The 19,884-nt window shown below is 43.0% G+C and carries 17 protein-coding genes; 5 read left to right on the forward strand and 12 right to left on the reverse strand.

What is annotated here, in order from left to right:
* The 4 genes from ACI4L0_RS02395 to ACI4L0_RS02410 form a co-directional block, all read right to left on the reverse strand.
* On the reverse strand, positions 1-264 hold a 264-nt coding region (locus ACI4L0_RS02395; protein WP_439798569.1), incomplete at its 3' end, for a hypothetical protein.
* On the reverse strand, positions 257-850 hold the full coding sequence (locus ACI4L0_RS02400) for a hypothetical protein (protein ID WP_439798570.1): 594 nt from the start codon (positions 848-850) through the stop codon (positions 257-259). The genes ACI4L0_RS02395 and ACI4L0_RS02400, both read right to left, overlap by 8 nt.
* A gap of 351 nt (positions 851-1,201) precedes the next feature.
* Positions 1,202-1,441, reverse strand: a complete 240-nt coding sequence (locus ACI4L0_RS02405) for a DUF7683 domain-containing protein (RefSeq protein ID WP_439798571.1) — start codon at positions 1,439-1,441, stop codon at positions 1,202-1,204.
* Positions 1,438-2,001 (reverse strand): colicin E3/pyocin S6 family cytotoxin, encoded by a 564-nt coding sequence (locus tag ACI4L0_RS02410; protein WP_439798572.1) that lies wholly within the window; start codon positions 1,999-2,001, stop codon positions 1,438-1,440. The genes ACI4L0_RS02405 and ACI4L0_RS02410 overlap by 4 nt, the downstream gene beginning before the upstream one ends.
* A gap of 356 nt (positions 2,002-2,357) precedes the next feature.
* On the opposite strand from ACI4L0_RS02410, the gene ACI4L0_RS02415 reads away from it, so the two are divergent.
* The 3 genes from ACI4L0_RS02415 (at position 2,358) to ACI4L0_RS02425 (ending at position 6,919) form a co-directional block, all read left to right on the forward strand.
* Entirely contained in the window at positions 2,358-3,683 is a 1,326-nt protein-coding gene (locus ACI4L0_RS02415) for a thymidine phosphorylase (RefSeq protein WP_439798573.1), read from the forward strand.
* On the forward strand, positions 3,683-5,857 hold the full coding sequence (gene recJ, locus ACI4L0_RS02420) for a single-stranded-DNA-specific exonuclease RecJ (protein ID WP_439798574.1): 2,175 nt from the start codon (positions 3,683-3,685) through the stop codon (positions 5,855-5,857). The genes ACI4L0_RS02415 and recJ overlap by 1 nt, the downstream gene beginning before the upstream one ends.
* Positions 5,858-5,938: 81 nt before the next feature.
* Positions 5,939-6,919 (forward strand): M23 family metallopeptidase, encoded by a 981-nt coding sequence (locus ACI4L0_RS02425; RefSeq protein ID WP_439798575.1) that lies wholly within the window; start codon positions 5,939-5,941, stop codon positions 6,917-6,919.
* Between the two features lie 91 nt (positions 6,920-7,010).
* Here ACI4L0_RS02425 and ligA read toward each other — a convergent pair whose 3' ends face one another.
* From ligA to ACI4L0_RS02445, 4 genes are all read right to left on the reverse strand, one after another.
* Complete coding sequence (ligA, locus tag ACI4L0_RS02430; RefSeq protein WP_439798576.1) at positions 7,011-8,963, reverse strand: NAD-dependent DNA ligase LigA; 1,953 nt, start codon at positions 8,961-8,963, stop codon at positions 7,011-7,013.
* 4 nt (positions 8,964-8,967) lie between these two features.
* Positions 8,968-9,699, reverse strand: coding sequence for a tRNA (guanosine(46)-N7)-methyltransferase TrmB (gene trmB / locus ACI4L0_RS02435; RefSeq protein WP_439798577.1), 732 nt, complete (start codon positions 9,697-9,699; stop codon positions 8,968-8,970).
* 68 nt (positions 9,700-9,767) lie between these two features.
* Positions 9,768-10,265, reverse strand: coding sequence for a hypothetical protein (locus tag ACI4L0_RS02440; protein WP_439798578.1), 498 nt, complete (start codon positions 10,263-10,265; stop codon positions 9,768-9,770).
* 132 nt (positions 10,266-10,397) lie between these two features.
* On the reverse strand, positions 10,398-11,564 hold the full coding sequence (locus tag ACI4L0_RS02445; RefSeq protein ID WP_439798579.1) for a hypothetical protein: 1,167 nt from the start codon (positions 11,562-11,564) through the stop codon (positions 10,398-10,400).
* Positions 11,565-12,055: 491 nt separating this feature from the next.
* On the opposite strand from ACI4L0_RS02445, the gene ACI4L0_RS02450 reads away from it, so the two are divergent.
* The gene (locus ACI4L0_RS02450) at positions 12,056-13,921 is read left to right on the forward strand and encodes a hypothetical protein (protein ID WP_439798580.1); all 1,866 of its coding nucleotides are present in this window, start codon (positions 12,056-12,058) and stop codon (positions 13,919-13,921) included.
* Positions 13,902-15,131, forward strand: a complete 1,230-nt coding sequence (gene dinB, locus ACI4L0_RS02455) for a DNA polymerase IV (RefSeq protein ID WP_439798581.1) — start codon at positions 13,902-13,904, stop codon at positions 15,129-15,131. The genes ACI4L0_RS02450 and dinB overlap by 20 nt, the downstream gene beginning before the upstream one ends.
* On the opposite strand, the gene ACI4L0_RS02460 is transcribed toward dinB, so the two are convergent.
* From ACI4L0_RS02460 to ACI4L0_RS02475, 4 genes are read right to left on the reverse strand one after another with little or no spacing between them, the layout of a single operon-like run.
* Positions 15,082-17,136, reverse strand: coding sequence for a hypothetical protein (locus tag ACI4L0_RS02460; RefSeq protein ID WP_439798582.1), 2,055 nt, complete (start codon positions 17,134-17,136; stop codon positions 15,082-15,084). The two genes, dinB and ACI4L0_RS02460, sit on opposite strands and share 50 nt — an antisense overlap.
* The gene (locus ACI4L0_RS02465) at positions 17,136-17,834 is read right to left on the reverse strand and encodes a tetratricopeptide repeat protein (protein WP_439798583.1); all 699 of its coding nucleotides are present in this window, start codon (positions 17,832-17,834) and stop codon (positions 17,136-17,138) included. Before ACI4L0_RS02465 ends, ACI4L0_RS02460 begins: the two co-directional genes overlap by 1 nt.
* A gap of 40 nt (positions 17,835-17,874) precedes the next feature.
* Positions 17,875-18,693, reverse strand: coding sequence for a 5'/3'-nucleotidase SurE (gene surE, locus ACI4L0_RS02470; RefSeq protein WP_439798584.1), 819 nt, complete (start codon positions 18,691-18,693; stop codon positions 17,875-17,877).
* Positions 18,690-19,862: a galactokinase gene (locus tag ACI4L0_RS02475; protein WP_439798585.1), complete on the reverse strand. Its 1,173-nt coding sequence runs from the start codon at positions 19,860-19,862 to the stop codon at positions 18,690-18,692. The genes surE and ACI4L0_RS02475 overlap by 4 nt, the downstream gene beginning before the upstream one ends.
* Positions 19,863-19,884 lie beyond the last annotated feature (22 nt).

The following is a 19,884-nucleotide window of genomic DNA, read 5'->3' on the forward strand; positions in this document are numbered from 1 at the left end:
TACTAAACATATTATAAAAGAAATTAAAGTAAAAATACTCCCAATTATATTTCCTATTAAAAGCTTCCAATCAATAGGTGTCTTTTTTTTATTAGGTTTTACATCATTTATTGATTTTGGTAACATGCAACAAGTACTCAAAAAAAGTAAAAGAAAATAAACTTTATAAGAATTTATTTCATTAAGAATAAAAAAAGACAATGCAACAGCTGTAAAAATAAAAACTCCAATAAAAAACAAGATTGTAATTCTGTTATTAGTCATTATCACTTCCTGTCAATTCTTTATAAATTTTTACAGCTTCATCAATAATAAATGATGCATTAGGAATAACTTCTTGTCCAAAATATCCATCCGCAATATCTTTTGCTAATATTTTTCTTAATGCAGTTTCGGTTTTTATTGCTCCTTTGTGACCAACTTCATAATAACGCCCTGTTGAACCAACTGTTATTTGAATTGATTTTGAAAATGAATTCACACCAGATTTCAAAACTTTTGGAGTTACGATACCAGCAAGAAGTATAATTCCATTTTTAGCAGCTTCTGGATAATTTCCACTAAGTAAGTCATCAACGGCCAAAAGACCATCAGCTACCATCGAAACTCCTCCAAAAAAAGCTGATCCTTCAGGTTGTCCGATTGCCAAGCATGCCAATGAGGCATAACCAGATTTCTCACTAATTTCGCCCAGCATTTCACGACCTACTTCATGAAAGGCATATTTCAACTGAGCTTGTGCATGGGCATCACCTTTTGCTGCGGCATCAACAGTACATGCAAACTGTATTGAACTATCATTTTGACAAATATAATTTGCACCTTCACTTCCATAATATTGTCGCAGCATATTGTAAATAAAATCTAGAAAATCTGTTTTACCATCAGGGTCTATATAGCGTACCGGGTTATTCGAGGCGTAATGGTATAAATGAAAGTTTACCTTACAATTTCACTCAAATTCACCCTTTTTGCAACAAAATCACCCGATTTTATCGCGATTTCTTATCAAAGAACTCCAAACTCCTCCTTCAACTTCATTAATTATACTTCAAAATTCGCCTTTTTAACACTTTGTTCTTCCCAAAAATGTAACAACTTCTGGGTTGCACGGTAAATTGCGATTTACCTGAATTTCGGGCAAATCAAAAGTTTTACTTTTCCCATCAATTTTATTGGTTGAAAAAAAGTAACATTAAATTCAAATACTAGAACACGAAAGAAAATAATCATATTTGATAAAATCAAATTCAATAGTAATATATTTCGAATAAAACGCTCTGTCTTTTTCATATATTTCATATGAATAAAATAGACAAGGATCCTCTTCCCTATAGTCTTTATAATAATTAAATAAAACTTCATCTGGAATAAACACTTCTAAAATAGAAATAAGTTCTTCATTTTTCTTATCAAATATCTCTATTTCTCGCTGAATCATGGCTCAACCTCTCTGCCTTTTACCGGTGGTTTTGTTTGTTTACCAGTGTTAGGATCAAAAGACCCTATATGTTTTCCTCTCTTATTATATTTTTCAACATCACCATGTTGATAATCCCATTCATATATATTACCATCAGAATCCTTCCATCGTCGTCTTTTTCCTGAATTACTACCTTGCTTAGGTGTTTTTTCCTTTACACGTTTTGTATCGGGAATTCCTGGTAATTCTTTTGGTGCAGGTTTGTACCCTTCTTTACCGGACTCTGTACCTTCTTTTGGTAAACTATCAGGTTCATCAGAAGGTTTTGCTTCTGGATTTTTATTCTTTGATTTGCTAAATGTATTTTTTATTTTTTCTTTAGCAGTCCCAATTCCCAGTGATGCAGATTCTGCTAACTGCCTATTTGCTTCTTGGACTTCTGGATTCTGATAATAATTTAGAAGAGTATAATAAGTTACTAATACTAAAAATGAAACTCCTAAAGCAGCTCCAATAGTTAACTCATTACCATCCGGGTCTGTATACTTGACAGGGTTGTTCCCCGCGTAGTGATACAAATTGCCATTTGTCTAACGAAACTCCTCTTTTTGCCTCCTTTTGACTGATTATAGCACAAAAAACATAAATTCATCGCTTTGTTTTTTTAAATTCTTGAAGAATCCGGCTTTTTTTGCACGAATTCTCCCAATCACCCTCTATTATCTTGCAGCGTTTTCTGCTGAAGCCCAGCTTTTTTTCAGCTTCTCAATAGAATGTCATGAAATTAAACATCATGCAAATGACATTTTTCTTTCTTTTAAGTATAATAGTACAATAGTTCCATAAAATTGAATATCGCATTTTTTTAAGTTATCTTGAAAACTGAAATTCGGATTTAGCAATGGTTTTTCAGATTTAAAAACGGGAGGAAAAAATGAGAGCGGCAGACATAATAATAAAGAAACGCGGAACAGGAAGCGAAAAAGGCAAGGAGCTTCTAAAAGAAGAAATAGAATTTTTAGTGAACGGCTATGTGGACGGCTCCATTCCGGATTACCAGATGTCCGCTTTTTTGATGGCGGTTTATTTCAGCGGAATGACATTTGAGGAAACGGGAATTCTCACAGGCTGCATGCTGAATTCAGGCGAAACAATCAATCTCAGGAGCTTTAACGGCATGGAAGGTCCGTTTGTTGACAAACATTCCACCGGCGGTGTCGGGGACAAAATAAGCCTTCCACTTGCTCCTGTAGCGGCCGTGCTTGGACTTAGAATTCCCATGATGAGCGGAAGGGGGCTTGGGCACACAGGCGGAACCCTTGACAAGCTTGAATCAATAGAAGGCTACAATGTGAATCTTGACGAAAAGCAGTTCGCATCCATTATCGCAAGGACAGGCTTTGCAATGATGGGACAGACAGACAAAATTGTTCCGGCAGACAAAAAAATGTACGCCCTGCGCGATGTCACGGGAACGGTTGAAAGTATTCCCCTTATCACGGCAAGCATTCTGTCCAAAAAAGTTGCGGAAGGAAGCGATGCCCTTGTCTTTGACGTTAAGTGCGGAAAGGGCGCATTTATGAAAAGCGAGGACGATGCTGAAAAACTCGCTTCGTTCCTTGTAAAAACCGCCCAGTCAATGGGAAAAAAATCCTGTGCGCTTCTTACACGGATGGATTCGCCTCTGGGATTCAAGGTCGGAAACTATCTGGAAATTGAAGAAACGCTTGAATGTCTACAGGGCAACGGCCCGGCCGATGTGATGGAGCTGACCTATGAGCTTGGAGCAAGAATGGCTGTGCTGGGAGGAAAAGCCCTGGACACGGAAGACGGAATAAAAAAATGCATGGCTGCAATAAAATCAGGAGCTGCGCTTCAGAAATTCCTTGAGAATGTAAAAGATCAGGGAGGAGATCCTGAAAAACTCATGGCGGAACAGGGAAAACGCCGCTCGAAATTCAAGGATGAAATAACAGCGGCACAGGACGGCTTCCTTTCAGTTGATGCATACAAAACCGGAATCGCATGCATAAGCCTGGGCGTGGGAAGAAACAAAGCCTCGGACAAGGTGGATGCGGACGCCGGAATAATTTTCCATAAGCGGCAGGGCGACTTTGTAAAAAAAGGCGAAACAATCATGGAAGTCTACGGAAAAAATTCAGAGTCCCTTGCAAGCGGAAAAGCCGGACTTGAAAACGCGCTTTCATTCAGCAGCGAAAAGCCGGAAAACAAAAAATTAATTTTAAAGGAAATAATATAGTGACACCGGATAAATGGATTAAAAAAACTATTCCAAAAAGTGAAATAGAAAATCTTGCAAAAAAATTTTGCATTGACAAGCTTACGGCAACAATTTTCGCGCGCAGAGGAATCACATCTGGAAAGGACATTCTTTATTTTATGGAGGACGATCTCAGGTTCCAGCACAATCCGTTTCTCTTCAGCGCAATGGAAGATGCCGTTGACAGAATTCTCGATGCCGTTCCTGAAAAAGGAAGCCCGGAGCAGGAGCATGAAAAAGTTCTGATTTTTGGCGACAAGGATGTTGACGGCGTTACTGCGACAACAGTGCTCTATGATGAATTGCGCGCGCTGGGAATAAACGTGCAGTACAAAGTTCCAGAAGGCGATGATGCATACGGTCTTTCAGTTCAGGCGGTGGAAGATTTTGCGGCACAGAACGGCTCGCTTATCATAACAGTTGACTGCGGCATTTCAAACAATGCTGAAATAGAGTGCGCCGCCGAGCATGGAATCGATGTCATTGTTCTGGATCACCACAATCCAAAGGAAACAATTCCGTCCCCTGCGATAATCCTTAACGCAAAGCTTCCTGACTCAGGCTATCCGTTTGAAGAAATTTCAGGGTGCGCCGTTGTATACAAGGTTGTTACCGCTCTAAGATTCAGTAAAAGCCGATGGTACAAGGCAGATGCCGCTCTTGTAAACGCAAGGGAAGAAAACGGGCAGATTGTAATTGAATGTATAAAAATCAGAAATCTTGTTCCGGTTTCAAGGCTCGTGGAATACATTTCTCCTGGCGAAAAATCAATCTATGACACAAAAATTCCGCACTACCTTGAAGGCCAGATTATCCTGTGCTGGGACAAAGAAAATTTCACCAGCCTTTTTGCAGCGGCATTCGGAAACAGCGTGCAGCTCAGCGTTGTGGAAATAAAAACAGAGGCGGCAAAATTCTACCCTGCTCTGAAAAATCTTCCGCTCTCCAAAATAAAGGAAATGTCAAAAATCGCAAAGTACGGAGATCATGCGCCCACAGAAATCGGAGGATTTTACAACATCTTTGTAACCTACGCATGGCAGGAGCTTAAATCCAGATTCCCCTCTGATTCAGAAAGAGAGCAGAACGACCTTCAGCTTGTTGCGCTCGCCGCGCTTGCAGATATAATGCCGATGCGGAACGAAAACAGGCTCTTTGTAAAAAGCGGAATCAATGCGATGAACGCAAACAAAGTCCGCCCTGGGCTGAGGGAGCTTATGTCGAGTCTTGGACTTCTGGGCAAAAGAATAACTTCGACAGAAATCAGCTGGACACTTATTCCGAATTTAAATGCAGCAGGAAGACTTGGACAGGCCGGAACTGCAATAGAATTGTTCAGCTCAAATGATTCCTCCCGACGAGAAGAGCTTGCGAACAGGGTAATTGAACTGAATGCCACAAGAAAACAGCTTACACAGGAAGCAGAAATCATAGCTGGAACACAGGCACGGGATTCGCTTCCAGAATTCAGCGGAAAACTGAGCTTTGTGCTTGACGAAAGAATAAACAGAGGCGTTTCAGGAATTCTTGCGGGACGGCTTGTTACATCGCTTGGAGTTCCGTCAATGGCAATGACCTGCGCCGGAAATCTTGTGATAGGCTCAATGCGAAGCTGCCGCGGATATGACGTAACAGGTTTTCTTGACCAGCTGAAGGATTTGTTTGTGAGCTACGGCGGACATAATTTTGCGGCAGGATTCAGCTTGAAAAAAGAAAACTTCAGCGAGTTCAAAAGGCGGGCGGCCGAGCTTTCCAAGACAATTTCACTTTCTGAAAAAACAGACAGCATAAACATCGATGCGGAGCTTCCGCCTTCATGCATGACCCCGGAGCTTCAAGATTTAATAGACCTTTTTGAGCCAACGGGAAACGAAAACCCCAGGCTTGTTTTTATGGCAAGAAATCTTCCTGTAGTCTCGGGAACAATAATGGGCAGAAGCGAAAAACAGCATCTGAAAATCATAGTGGACTGCGGAAAAAACAAGTGGCCGTGCATTTTCTGGAACGAAGGCGAACGTCTTCACAGGGATTTTGAAGTGGGTGACAGTGTCGACATACTTTTCAATATAGAAAGAAATACTTTCAATGGAACAGAATCGCTACAGCTCATGCTCCTTGAAATAAAGAAATCAAGCATCAATGCCACAGCTTAAAAAATTGTATTTTTGGAAATCTTGAAAAGCCTAATTTTTTTCAGGATTTCCTCAACAGAAAATAAAATTGGAGAACAAAAAATGAAAAAAGCAATTTTAATTTCAGCGCTGATTTTTTTGCCGGCGCTTTTTTTCGGAAGAGAAGCATTGTTCACGGGAGAGGACTATACAATTTCCGCGGAATACAATGACCAGGCTTTTCCAGGCGATGCGGTTTTTGTGCGCATGACATTCACGCAGTCAGCAAAAAAAGCAAAGGCATCAAAGACTGACTTTTCATCTTCCAGAGCGGTGCTTCAGCTTTTTACAGACGGAAAGCAGAGCCGTGAAAGCGAATTTTTTACTATATCAAAAAGCATAAAATCAAGCAGGACTTTTCTCGCAGGAATTCCGCTTTCGACCTGGTGGAATGAAGACACAAAATGCAGCCTGAAAATAATATACACGGCAGGGAATTCAAAGCAGATGGAATTCGAGCTTCCGTTTTCAATCGAAAAAAAAGAATTTGTAACGGAAGCCATCGACCTTGACGAGCAGAATTCGGGAATCAAAACTGACACAAGCCAAAAGCGCATGGAGCAGATAAAAAAGCTGAACGGAATTCTTGAAACAGTGGATTCATCCGCAGTTTTCCAGCTCACACCTTTTTCGCTTCCCACGGACAAAACAAGGCGCACGGCATTTTTTGCGGACAGAAGGGAATACAGATATTCAAACGGAAAATCCTCCACGGGGCTTCACTACGGAATTGACTTTGGAATTCCAGAAGGCTCTGAAGTTTCAGCCTGCGCGGAAGGAAAAGTTGTGCTTGCGGAAACAAGAATAACAACCGGCTGGACAGTAGTGATTGAGCATCTGCCGGGGCTTTACAGTCTTTATTACCACATGAGCCAGCTTAAAGTAAAGGAAGGCGACACCGTAAGACAGGGACAGAACATCGGACTGAGCGGCTCAACGGGGCTTGCAACAGGCCCGCACCTTCACTGGGAAATGCGCCTGAACAAGGAAGCCGTAAACCCGGATTTTTTCACAGGCGATTTTTCATTCTCCGGAAAAAACTGAAATCAGGAAATCAGCCTTGCCGCGCAAATAAAATTCTATGCCAGGGAAATGCTTATGCTTTTAGCTCAACAGTCAGTTCCCTGGTGTTTTTTTAATTTTCAAGAAGAGCAAGAAAAGCTTTTTCGTCTATGACAGGAATTCCAAGCTCCGCAGCTTTTTTGTTTTTTGAAGAGCCGCTGGCTGTGTCGTTTGTAACAAGAAAGCTCAGTCCGCGCACAACCGAAGACTTTACAGTTCCTCCGTTTTTCTTTACAAGCTCCTGGGCATCCTGCCGCTTCATTGTGGAAAGCTCCCCTGTAAAGCAAAAAGATTTTCCTGCAAGAATACCTTCAGGCCCGCCTTCCACAACTGAAATAATTCCGCTTGAAACAAGAGATTCCATTTCAGCGCGGTTTTCACGTATTCCTGCAACAAATGTCCGCGCAAGAATTTCTGCAAAGCGGTAAACAGCGGCAATCTCCTCTTCCCTTGCATCAAGGATTTTCTGCAAGGTATTGAAGCCGCCCTGTATAAGAGTTTCAACGACAGTTTCGCCGATTCCTTCAATATCAAATCCAGCGATAAATTTTGAAAGCGTGATTTTTCTCCTGGACTGAATTGAAGAAAAAACCTTTTCAGCGCCAAGGGATTTTTTTTCTTTTTCCATGCTTTCTGAATTCAAAAAATATGGAACCAGATCCGCAGCGGACAATGAATACAAATCGGAAATCGAGCGGACTTTTCTGGAAGTGAAAAGACTCGTTACAAGAGTTTCCCCCAAATCCCTTATGTCAACAACAGACACCCATTTTAAAAGGCGGTGCAGAATTCTTTTTTCGCAGCTTTTGTTGGGACAAAAAAGACGTGTGCCCTCGTCAATCAGAGCAGTGCCGCAGCAGGAGCAAACCTCAGGAAACTGAACAGGAGAAAGATCCTCGCCGCCTGCAAGCACGCCTACAATCTTGGGAATAATTTCGCCGCGCTTTACAACTACAACACGGCTTCCTATCCTGACATCAAGCGAGCGTATGAGGTTCGGATTCACAAGGCTTGCTCTTTTTACAGTTGTGCCGTTCAAGTCAACAGGATCAAAAACAGCCACAGGCGTATACGTTGCCCCTGATTCATTCCACTCAATGCTCCGGACAACAGACACAGCTTCCTCAAGGCTGAACTTAAATGCAATCTGGCGGTCAGGTCTGTCGCGCAAAGCATCCTCATGGTTTACGGCGCGCTCCTTTACCACAAGCCCGTCAATGTCATAATCAAGCTCCCTGCGAAGATTCATCACAGAAGCCCTGTAATCAATAACTTCCTGGGGAGTCTTGAAAATTTGCATGGGCACAACAGAAAATCCGTTGCGAGCCAGAAAATCAAGCTTGCCCTGCTCATCTGCAAAAGGCTGTTTTCCTTCAGAAGCCCAGACATCATAGGCAATCAGGGAAAGATTTTCGCTGCCGGCTCCGTCCTTGCGCTTCATAAGTCCGTTTGCGGCATTGCGGCAGTTAGCCTTGTCAGAAAAAAATTTCTTATGGACATAATGCGTCATTATAACTTCGCCGCGGATTCCGCCTGTAAATTTCTCCTTTAATGTCCGGACAACTCCCTGCATTTTCTGCGCATTCTCGGTTATGACATCTCCCACCGAGCCATCTCCCCTTGTAACGGCACGCAAAAGAATTCCGTCCGCATACTGAAGCTCAAGGGATGCGCCGTCAAGCTTGTATTCAACAAGATATTCAGAATAATTGTGCTTCTTTGCCCACTCAAGGAATTCCTCTGGAGTTGCAGCCTTTTCCTGACTTCCCATCGGCATTACGTGTGGAGCCTTTTGAAAATTTCCGGAATCAGCGCCGACTTTATGAAGTATTGGATTGGAACTGTCAAGCGATTTCAACTCATCCCACAGCCTGTCAAATTCCGCATCTGAAATTTCAGCCTCGCCGTTGTAGTACGAAGCCTGATACCGCTGAATAAGTTTTTCAAGCTCTGCTATCCTTTCAACAGAACTGCCTTTTCCGCCGGGTTTGTTCACACTGTATTCTTCAAAGTCAAAAAGCTCCATCCGGCTATTCTCCATCCTTCACAAAAAAAAGCTCGAAAATCTCGCGCCCGGCATCAATTCCTTTCTGCTCAAATTTTGTGCGCGGCCGCCATTCCTGGTGCGGAGCAAAACGCTCATACCTGTTGCTGATTCCTTCTGTGCAGGAAAGCTCGTCAAGCGCGCTCAGGGCATACTCTTCCCAATCGGTCGCAAAATAAATATAGCCCCCGGGAGCAAGCTTTGCAACCAAAAGATCTGTGCGCGGCCGCTGAAGAAGCCGTCTTTTATGATGCTTTTTCTTTGGCCACGGATCAGGGAAAAATATATGGAATCCGGCAAGCGAATTGTCGGGAATCATTGTCTCAAGAATTTCAAGCGCATCATACTCTATCAAATAAAGATTTTTCAGCTGCCGTTTTTTTATCTCGCCAAGAAGCCGCCCGACACCGGGAATATGAACTTCGCTTCCGATGTAATTCATGCCGGGATTTTCCTGCGCAATCTGGGCAGTGGCATGCCCCATTCCGAACCCGATTTCCATTGTGACAGGATTTGTGTTGTTAAAAACATCCGTAAAATTGAGCGTACGGTGCTCAAACGGAATACACCAGACATGATGCAGCTCCTCATAGCTGCGTTTTTCATTTTCGGTCATGCGCCCCATTCTTATCACATAGGTGCGGACAGGGCGTCTAAAAATACTGTGGTCGTCTAAATTGTCAGTGGGAAGATTCCCATCGGCATCATTACTCGGCATTATTTTCCTCGCTGTTTTATTTTTTTAGAGTTATCTCGAAAATTCAAGTTTTCCGAGGATTTTTTTCTTTAAAACCCCACATTTTCCGGGGGCATAAGGCAAACAACAGAATCATTGTTCAGGCAGTAGCACACCCGTACAAAAGCTGCATTTTTATAGTCCATAAGAACAGCAGAACGGTCTGTCCAGTCTTTTTTTTCAGTCCCATAATAAAGCAAGACATCATCAGATGAATACACCGCTATTTTCCGCTCCAGGGAATCAAAGGGAACAGGAAAATCCACTGAAGTCAGCTCCAGAAATTCCTCAGGATATTCCACAGAAAAAGAAATTTCCGACTCATTCTCCGACTTGTCTGTATAAATCAAAACGTATGCTCCGGCAGGAAGCTCAGTTTTTTCCGCAGAGGATATTGAAGCACAGCCAGCCCAGTTCAGCCCGTTCTTATCCTCAAACTTAACAGGGTCGGTGCAGTTCCACTCAAGGCCGGAATTTAAATTCATAATGCGGATTTTATGAGCCAGTTCCGCATCTTGCTCCGTATTTACAAAAACTGAAAGGCGCATTTCCGGCGTCCCGCTGTTATAGTCAAATACCACTGCTGTTTCCGCTGATAAAATGTCCGCGCTGCTCTGTGCACAGGAAAAAGAGAAAACCGACACTATAAAAAAAAGCAGAACTCGACAAAAACGCATAAACTAAAAATTGAATTTCAGATTTATAACAGTAAGATCGCTTGAGGAAGACTGATTTACTATTGATTCAAATTTTATATTGACCTTTTTACAGGCATCTTCCAGATATGACAGATAGTACAAGCCCAAATCAGTTCCCTCCTGCCCGTCCGGCATCTGGCGGTAAAAATCAATCAATGATTTTTTATTGAGATTTGCAGACATCTTGCTTTCAATATTTTCCTTTACTTCCTGAAACTCGTCGTCCTTGTTGTACAGCGTAATCTGCAAAAGCCCCTGTTTTCCAATGGACATTGAGCCGCCGCCCAAAGTCCATGAAAGAAAAACCAGCTCATGCTTGCGCTGAAGCTCCTTTACAATCTCCGAGCGGATTTTAGGGTCGAAAATAAGAGTGTCCGAATTGTCGATTCCCTGATAAAGATATTTTGCCGCCTTTTTTACATTGTTGTTTTCACTGTTCAGGGCAAGCTCCATAACCATTACCGAAATATACTCGGCGACCTTTGACTTTGTCATATATGAAGCAAGATGCCGGCGCAATATCGAAAGAATTTCATTGAACCCATCAGTCTTATAAAACTTCAGGATTATATACCAGTTCATAAGAGTGAGCCTGTTCAGGAATTTTTCAGTCATAAGAAGATAGACATTTTTTTCTTCCGGACTGTATTCAGAATTTGACATTATGCTTTCCCAGACAGGATCAAGAATCGCTTTTTTTGCAGCCTGAATGGCGGCATCTTTCATTGCAAGTGTCATACGAAGCTGCTTTTCGGGAATCACAGTCTTTTCATCGATAAGCGAAGATGGATTCTGCCGGTTATGATGGCGCACACATTCGCACTTTATAATCGCCGCGTAAATTTCGCTGTCAAACTGCTTATAGAGAATTGAAAAAACAATCAGCTTGGACAAATCCATAACATCCTGGCGGTGGGAAACAAATTCCGGCATGGAAATTTCCATCTTGGAAATATAGCCGAGCAAAATCATATCCTGCAAAGAGCCGGGAGAAAAAGACGTCATGCTAACACCATGCGCTGAACGGTTGTCTGCAAGCTTAAGATTCAACAACTGCTTTTTATGGCTTAAAAAATGAGATGTGCCCTCTTCTGTAAGGATAATCTTTAAAGGCAAATCCAAAATAAATTTTTTCTTTTCAGCGCACATGTATTTTATCAGACTCCTTTACACTGTATAACAATGCTTACGGGAACCTTTAAAAGCTCATTTTTAATGATTTTTAGAGATTCCTGCGGCTTTTTATCGCTTTAACAAACAAGCAAAAACCGCATTTTCAGAGCTACCGCAAAAAACAGAAATTCTCCGATATTCTCTATAGTATACAACATTGAACCCTAACTTGCAAATAATAATTGCCAAAACCGCTGAACAATCCGAATATTCCAAAGATTTTGACCGCCTTCAAAGATGCCTTAAAACCGGCATTTTTAGAGATTTCCTTATATTATATTGTCGAAAAATAAAAATTCAAGTAAACTCTCTATATATATGGTAAAAAAAAACTGCAAAAACAAAAGTTTTTCCTCCTGTTTTTTACAGCCGTTATAGCGCAGGCTCTTTTTTCCCAAAAAATTTTTTCACAGGAAGCCATCAGCCAGAATTTCTACAGCGAAAATTCCAAGTCCATAAAGAATTTTTTGTCTGAAAACAATATTCAATTTGAAACCCAAAGCCTTGCGCCGCTAAACGCAGGAATTTTCCCCGAAAATATTTTTGTTGAAATTCCAGCTGACAAGGAAGCCCAAAAAAACGACACAAACAAAAGCGGAATCTCTGAAGTTTTTTTTGTTTTCAGCCACGAATTCTTTATGCGAAAAAAAGACTTCGCGCTGGATTTCATAGAGAAAACGCACAGAAAAAAGCTTCCCTACAACTGCACTATTGTATTTACAGCCGACAATGAAAATTTTCCGCTGCCATCAGAAGAAGCCGCAGAAACAGCAACCGAGCAGTTTGCAAAATCCCTTTTTTCCCCGGAAAATTCATGCGCAGTCCTTGTTAGAAACGAAGAAAAAGCGCCGCCTGTAATTTTCACGGAGGGAGCAGGCTCCATATCGCCGCAATGGATTGTCCAGGCTATAAAAAAATCCTGCCAGCAAAACCAGAAGCCGATGGGCGTAAAGTCATCCATGCTTTATATATACAAGCCCCAGTATTATAGAAACAACAGAAGACTGTCGGCTTTTCTTGCAAACGAAATTCCGGCAGCAGAGCTTCCCCTTGGACATAAGCAAAAGGATCTGAACACGCTTTCTTCAATACAGGACAATCTTGTTTTTTCAAGAACACAAAACTGGAACAAGCACTATAATTTTATCCCGGCAGGAATTTCCGGCTTCTGGCTGAACGAAGCCCAGCTCACATCCATTTATCTGGCATTTACAGTTTTTACACTTTTTTTTATATGCTTTTACTCATTTGCTTCCACAGGCAAAAACGAGGCTGTTCTTAAAGACATGTCAATGACCTGGTTTACAATTCCTGTTTATGTGCTGGCGGCATCGTTTTTTCTAAGCCTGTTCCAGGGGATTTTTCATTTTACTGCGGAAAACGGAATTGTTTTTTTCATGCTGAAATCTTTTTTTTCAATGCTCACGGTGTTTTTTGCGATTTTTGTGCAGTTCACTTTCAGATTCAGAATTTCCCTGCACACAAACAGGCTCCATGCAATTATAATCAGCGCGCTGAATATTTTTATTTTTTCATCGCTGGATCTTTCCCTGATGTTTATTTTTATAATTGAATACATGACTGTGTTTATTTTCAGAAAGCGGCAGCATATTTTTTTCTGCATTCTTTGCATTTTCCTGATGACTCTTCCGCTGCTATGGATAATCACATCGGTTTTTATCGACATACAGCAGAGCAGGATTTCAGATTTTGCAGAAGCAACTTTCCTGGAAAATTTTATTTTTTCCTTTGCCATTCTCCCCTTTGCATTCCAGTGGATAAAAATTCTTTTTGTGACACAGAAAAAAAACGACACTGCGGAAAAAAAGACAAGGCTTGTGCGCGGTCTGATTGTTTCAGCGGCGGCGGCCGGCGCTATCTGTCTGCTTTTTTTTGCGGCTGCTGAATTCATGAAAAAAACATTTCAGCCGGCAGGAATCAAGATTCATTCGTACACAGAAAAAAACGAAGAGCCTCCGGTGCGCCTTGCATGGACAAAAACACAAAAAGCAGGGCTTGCGGACAATACAATGGAAATCACGCCTGAAAAGGAATTCAAAATACTGCGGTGCCTTGCAGTGATAGAAACAGACAGCGCGCAGGAATATGTTCCGTTTTATGAATGTAACTTCGACTACGAAATGAAAGACAAAAACACAGTTTCGCTTAAAATTCCAGATGCCCCGGAAAATGGAATATGCATAAATTTTATTTCCGGGAGCAGCATGAACCTTGAAGCCAGGCTGGAGTTTTTTATGGCAAGCCCCGGCGGGGAAATTTTTAAATTCGCGCAGACTTATAAAGCGCAGGGAAATGAAAGCAGTGGAACATGAAAAAGTTTTTCTTCATGCCGACCTTGATGCTTTTTTTGCTTCAGTTGAGCAGCATGACCATCCTGAATACAGAGGCAGACCTGTCATTGTCGGAGGGCTTCCTGGCGACAGAAGGGCTGTAGTTTCAACGGCATCCTATGAGGCGCGAAAATACGGAGTCCACTCTGCAATGCCGCTTGCAAAAGCAGTGTCGCTGTGTCCGGACGGAATTTTTCTGCGCGGAAACCACAGCCGCTACGCTGAAGTTTCCCATAAAATAATGGAAATTTTCGCAGAATTTTCTCCGACTGTGATTCAGATGTCAATCGACGAAGCCTTTATTGATCTTACAGGAACTGAAAGGCTTTTCGGGCCGCCGCTGGATGCCGCAAAAAAAATCAAGGCAAAAGTAAAAGAGGAAACCGGGCTGACTGTAAGCGCAGGAATAGCAAGCACAATGTACGTTGCAAAAATCGCCTCGGGGCACAGAAAGCCAGACGGCATAACGCTCATAGAAAAAGGACGCGAAGAGGAATTCATGCTTTCGCTTCCGCTTGAAAAAATCTGGGGCATCGGTCAGAAAACCCTTTCACGCCTCAGAAACGCAGGAATTTTCACAGCGGCCGATATTCACAGCAAATCGCTTTCTCTGCTCACAAGCGTATTCGGAAAAGGAACAGGCTCATTTCTTTACGATGCAGTCCGCGGCGGAGAAAAAGTTTCATTCGGGGAAGAAGCAAAAAACCGCTCATTGAGCATAGAGCGCACATTCGAATTCGACATAAACAGCATGGACGCAATCGAAACCGCATTCATGGAGCTTTCCGAGCAGCTGATGTGGAGAATGAGAATCGAAAATGTGCAGGCAAGGACAGTAAGCATCCGCATCCGCTACGATGACTTCAAAAGCACAACAGCCCAGGAGTCTTCAGAAAATCCGGTGCTGAACACAGACGAGCTTTTTGAACGCTGCCTAAGAATTTTCAAAAGAAAATATGAAAAAGGAAAAAGCATAAGGCTGCTTGGAATCGGTTTTTCGGGAATAGAAGACGACACAGAAAAAAAACATCAGGCCGAGCTTTTTGAAACCGCGCCTCAAAAGAAAGCCTTAGTGGAAAAAGCAATCTTTGAGATGGAAAGAAAAAACCCGGCCCTGAAAATCAGAAAAGCGCGCCTTTTATCTACTGAAGAGGAGCAAAATACCCTGTTTCGTCACGGCCGGAACGATTGAGCAGATAGGTTTCAATTTCCACAGGCAGATACTTTCTTCCATACTCAGTAGCAAAAGAAGAAGTAAACTTAAACTGATACAGCCCCGATGGAATTGCAATTATATCGCTTATAACGTCCCCCAGCCCTTCCGGACGGTACACATAGTAAGAAAGCCCGGTTGTATTTTCCGTTATATACGAAACTTCGTCCGACAAAGCTCTCTGCGAAAGAAGAACAGTGCTGAAAGACACCGCATTGTTATTAAGATAAGCCGTCAAATCAGAAAGCGCATACTGTGTAAATAAATTTTCCGAGCCGTCCGCAGTGATATACACAATTCCACGCTTTTTTTCCGCGTTTATAAGACTGTTGGCAGAAAGCCGAACAGCAAGATCCATTGCAGGGGAAGCGGAATATGAATTCTTAAGAGCCCTTGCTGAAAAATCTGAAAGCTGCTGCGGTTTTCCAGAAAATTCTGTGACGGGAACAGAGCCGCAGGAAACAATCGTAACCATTCCCTTTCCGTCCATTGACGCGGCAAGCTCCTTTACTGCGCCTGAAAGCTGCTCCTCATATCCCTTCATAGAAAGCGAGCGGTCAATGAGAATCACGATATCAGCAAAATCATTATTGTTTGCCTCGCCTAAAAGCTTGAAATTCTGCACCGGCTTTTTTCCCTCTGTTATAAGGAAATTCTGCTCCTTCAGACCGACTACAGGCTGGCGTTTTCTGTTTTCCACGCGGACTTCAACTATAACCTCAGGAAAGCTGTCTGAAATCACACGCTCAAACTGAACAAAAAAACCTCCGACAAGCTCTGTCATTTTTGACATTACATAAATTTCATTTTCCTTGAAGTCAGTTACAATTATGTTTCCGTTACGGTCAGAAACAGCGCTGGTGATAAGACTTCTGCCTTTGCCGGTTACAGCATTTTCATGGACAGCGCCCGAAGCAAGATCCACAGAGTAAACCTTGTTTCTGTCGGTGAGCAGAAGATAGTCATTTCCCCAGGGCTTGAGGCTTTCAGGGCGCGAAAAAGTTCCATTATTCACAAGCACGCCTATGTAGTTTCCCGACTTGTCAAATTCGTAGATTCCACCCTTTACGCTGTCAGCAACAAAAATTCTTCCGGCGCAGACAGCAATTCCAGTGGGTGACTTCAGACCGTCAAACTGGTCACGCTTTTCTCCAAAGTGAAGAAGCCCGTTCCCGTCCGCATCAAGAACAACAACACGGGCATTTCCAAAGTCAGTAACATAGATATTTCCGAATTCATCCTCCGCAAGATACTGGGGCCCCACAAACTGCCCCTGGCCGCACCCGCGCGAACCGAAATACTTTATAAAGGAACCGGAGCCTGAAAGAATAGAAATGCGGTCGCCTGCGCTTTCAGAAACCGCCAGATTTCCATTTTTCAACCGGATTACATCCATCGGACGGTCAAATCCGTTGATCGGTCCTCTGTTTCTTCTTATGACGGTTCCGTTCACATCAAACTGAAGAAGCTCATTTGTGCCATAGGAAACAACCCATATAGTTCCGTCGTTGTTTGAAAGCGATGAAACCGGCTGGCTGAAAATAATATTCTTTCCATTAAAATTCGGATATGAGCCGGCCTCCGTGAAACGCTGGGTAAATCCATAGGCAGAGTCTGTAACACGCCTGTCGCTCACAATCTCGATTCTATTCTGAAGAAGAAGACCGCCGTGGCCTGAATCTTTTTCGTAGTTCCACTGTTGCAGAGCCGCGCCTTCTATTCCGGCCTTGTAATAAGCTTTTCCAAGCCAGTCAAGAACAAGAGGCTCGCCGGGAAGATAAGAAAGGGCTTTTTCAAATTCAAGGATGCTCTCGTTGAACGCGCCCCTGTAATAGCTTTGCACACCCCTTCTGAATTCCTCCTCGGCAAAACCGTAGTTCGCAGACCTAGAATCGCCCGTGCCCATTGTATCCTGCAAATTAGACTGCGCAGAAACAGACGCCAGAAACAAAAAAGCCACAGCACTAAAAAAAATTCTTTTCATCACTCTTCCGCCTTCTGAACTTCCTGAAGATGCTCTAGTATTATAGGATTCGAGCTGTCAACCTTGAGCGCTCTCTTTAAAAATTTTCTTGATTCAGAATAAAGCCCCATTTTGAAGTAAACCCATCCAAGACTGTCAAGGCAGGCTGAACTTTCAGGCAGAATATCAAGAGCCTTCTTGCAGCAGCTCAGGGCCTTTGTAAGATCCTCGCCTTCACAGGCAAGAACATAGCCCATTCCGTTCAATGCAGTGGGATTTTCACTGTCGTCCTCAAGGGCTTTTTCATAATAGCTGAGGCTCATGTCAGTTTTTCCCTGCTCCCAGGCGACATAGGCAAGCGAAGCATAGACAGAAGACGGCTTGTAGCCTGTATCAAGAAGCTTGTGCAGCTCAAAATCCGCCAGCTTCTTTCTGCCGCTCAGACAATAAATAACAGCCAGAAGATAGCGGCACTGAAGAACCCTGTCATGCGCACTGAAATTTTCATCTTCGTAGGATGCCGTAACAACCTGCTCAAGATAAAGCAGCGCATCATCATAACGCTTCAGCTTTGAATAGCAAAGCCCCAGATAATAGGCAAGCTCAACAGAATCCACGCCGCAGTCATCTGGAAGCGAAAGAAAATATGTCAAAGCAGCAGTATATTTTCCCTTGCTGTATAAATCGATGCCCTCTTTCATGTAATTTTCCTGTACCATTTTTCCGCCTTGTTATGAGCAGCAAAAATCAGCCGCCTTTTTACACCCTGAATTCACAGTTAAGGAAATCCTTAATTTTATCTACTTCCGAAAACCCTGGTTCCGTGCCGATAACGCTCACAGAAACAAAGCCGTCATTGCACGCTTTAAAGTCAGATAAATCCCCTCCATAGGAATAAACCCTGTACTCGCTTCCGCAGACAGAAGAAAAAGCTCCGTTTTCAGACTCTTTAAGCTGCACGTCTTCCTTATAGCGGCGGATGCTCGGCACTGTAAGCCTCGCTCCTTTGTATTTGCTCACAGCAGGCGCATTGACATTCACAAAGAAGCGGTAATATGAATGAAGCGGATGAAGAGCCGAAAGCTTTCCGCAGAGGGAAATCAGGGAATCAATATTTTCCGCAGCGAAATCAGCAAGATTTTCAAAATAAAGCAAACCGCTTTTGTCCGCCGGATCACGAGAATCAGTATCGATGCTCAATGCGATTCCGGGAATTCCAGCAAGGCAGGCTTGCCGTGCAGCTCCGCATGTGCCTGAATATATAATGTCAGTTCCCAAATTCGGCCCGTCATTTATGCCGGAAACAACAGCGTCAATTTTTTCAGGAATATAGCTTCCGTTAAGCCCGGAAAGCACACAGTCCACGGGGGAGCCTTCCAGATGATAGGAAAGAACGCAATTTTCCTTCTGGACATTTTTCAGCTCAAGCGGAAGAGCCACACTCATCTGGCACGAAGCTCCGGATTTGTTTGTTTTAGGTGCGACTATAAAAACACGGTGCTTTTTTGACAGCGCGGCGGAAAGCACTTTCAGACCTTCCGCATGAATGCCGTCATCATTTGTAAGCAGAATATTCATAGCAGACGGACTCCATCAGCCGGCTTTACAACATAGCACTTCGGGGAAAAGCCGAATATTTTTTCATACTCAACAAGCTTTTCCTTGTACTTGTCAACATCGCTGCTTCTTAGAATTGTATAGACCCCGCGGCCAAATCCCTTGCCGGTTATTCTGCCGCAGTTCACGGGATTTCTTAAATCATCAGGATTTTCGTCAAGCTCGCGCACTCTCTTTAAAATCCAGTCAATTTCCGGGCATGAAATATCATAGTCGCGCATGTTTTTATGGCTTCTATTAACAGCCCTGGCAAAAGAAGAAAAATCCTCCTTCTGAAGGGCATTCACACAGTCCAGGACACATTTATGCTCGTCCATCACGCACAGAAGCCTTCGCTTTGTGTCTTCCGTAACAACACTCAGAATTTCATTGACTTCCGCCTTATCCTCTTCATACTGCCAGCCGCCGAAAACATTCGACTTTCGCTCTTTAAGCTCGCCCAGAAGAAGGACATTTTCAGGCTGCATAAGGCTGTCTTCGTTCCAGGTTATGATTCTAGGCACAAGGGCATCGGTCAGGACAACAGTCTTGTCTTTTACAGAAAAAGGAATCAGGTCGCATGACTTTTTTGCGTAGTCAGTCAAAACAAGGCTGCCTTTCTTTGAAAAAATCGCTGCAAAGCTATCCGCGGAATGATTGGCCGTTCCCAGAAAATTCCTGTTTGCGCGCTCTATAACCTGAAGCATCTGCTCCATGCTGCACTTGAGCCCGCAAAGCTCCCTTACAGCCCAGCACGCGGCAACCTTCACAGCCGTTGTTATTCCAAAGCCCGCTGACGGAAGGATTTCAGAATATATGGTAAAATCCATTCCCTTCAGCTCAAAGCCGCCGCTTGCAAAACCGTATAGAACAGATTTTATGGAATTAGCCCATTTATCTTCTTTTTTGAGTTTTAAGGAAGAAAGATTTGTATGCTTTTTATCATCAAGCTGGACAAAATAAAATCTAAAGGAAGAATCATCTCTTAAAGAAGCGGACACGTAAACAGGAAGGTCAACTGCCATGGACAAAGTTTTATCCCTGAAAAACCAAGTATGTTCTCCTGCCAAATGGAACCTGCCAGGAGAAACCGCCACAACTTCCGGAGCTACTCCATATTCCCTGCGGTGCGCTTCTTTGACTCTTTCCATAATTCCCATCCCGTTTATTGAT

The sequence above is a fragment of the Treponema sp. genome (assembly GCF_051883275.1).
Taxonomy (GTDB): Bacteria; Spirochaetota; Spirochaetia; order Treponematales; family Treponemataceae; genus Treponema_D.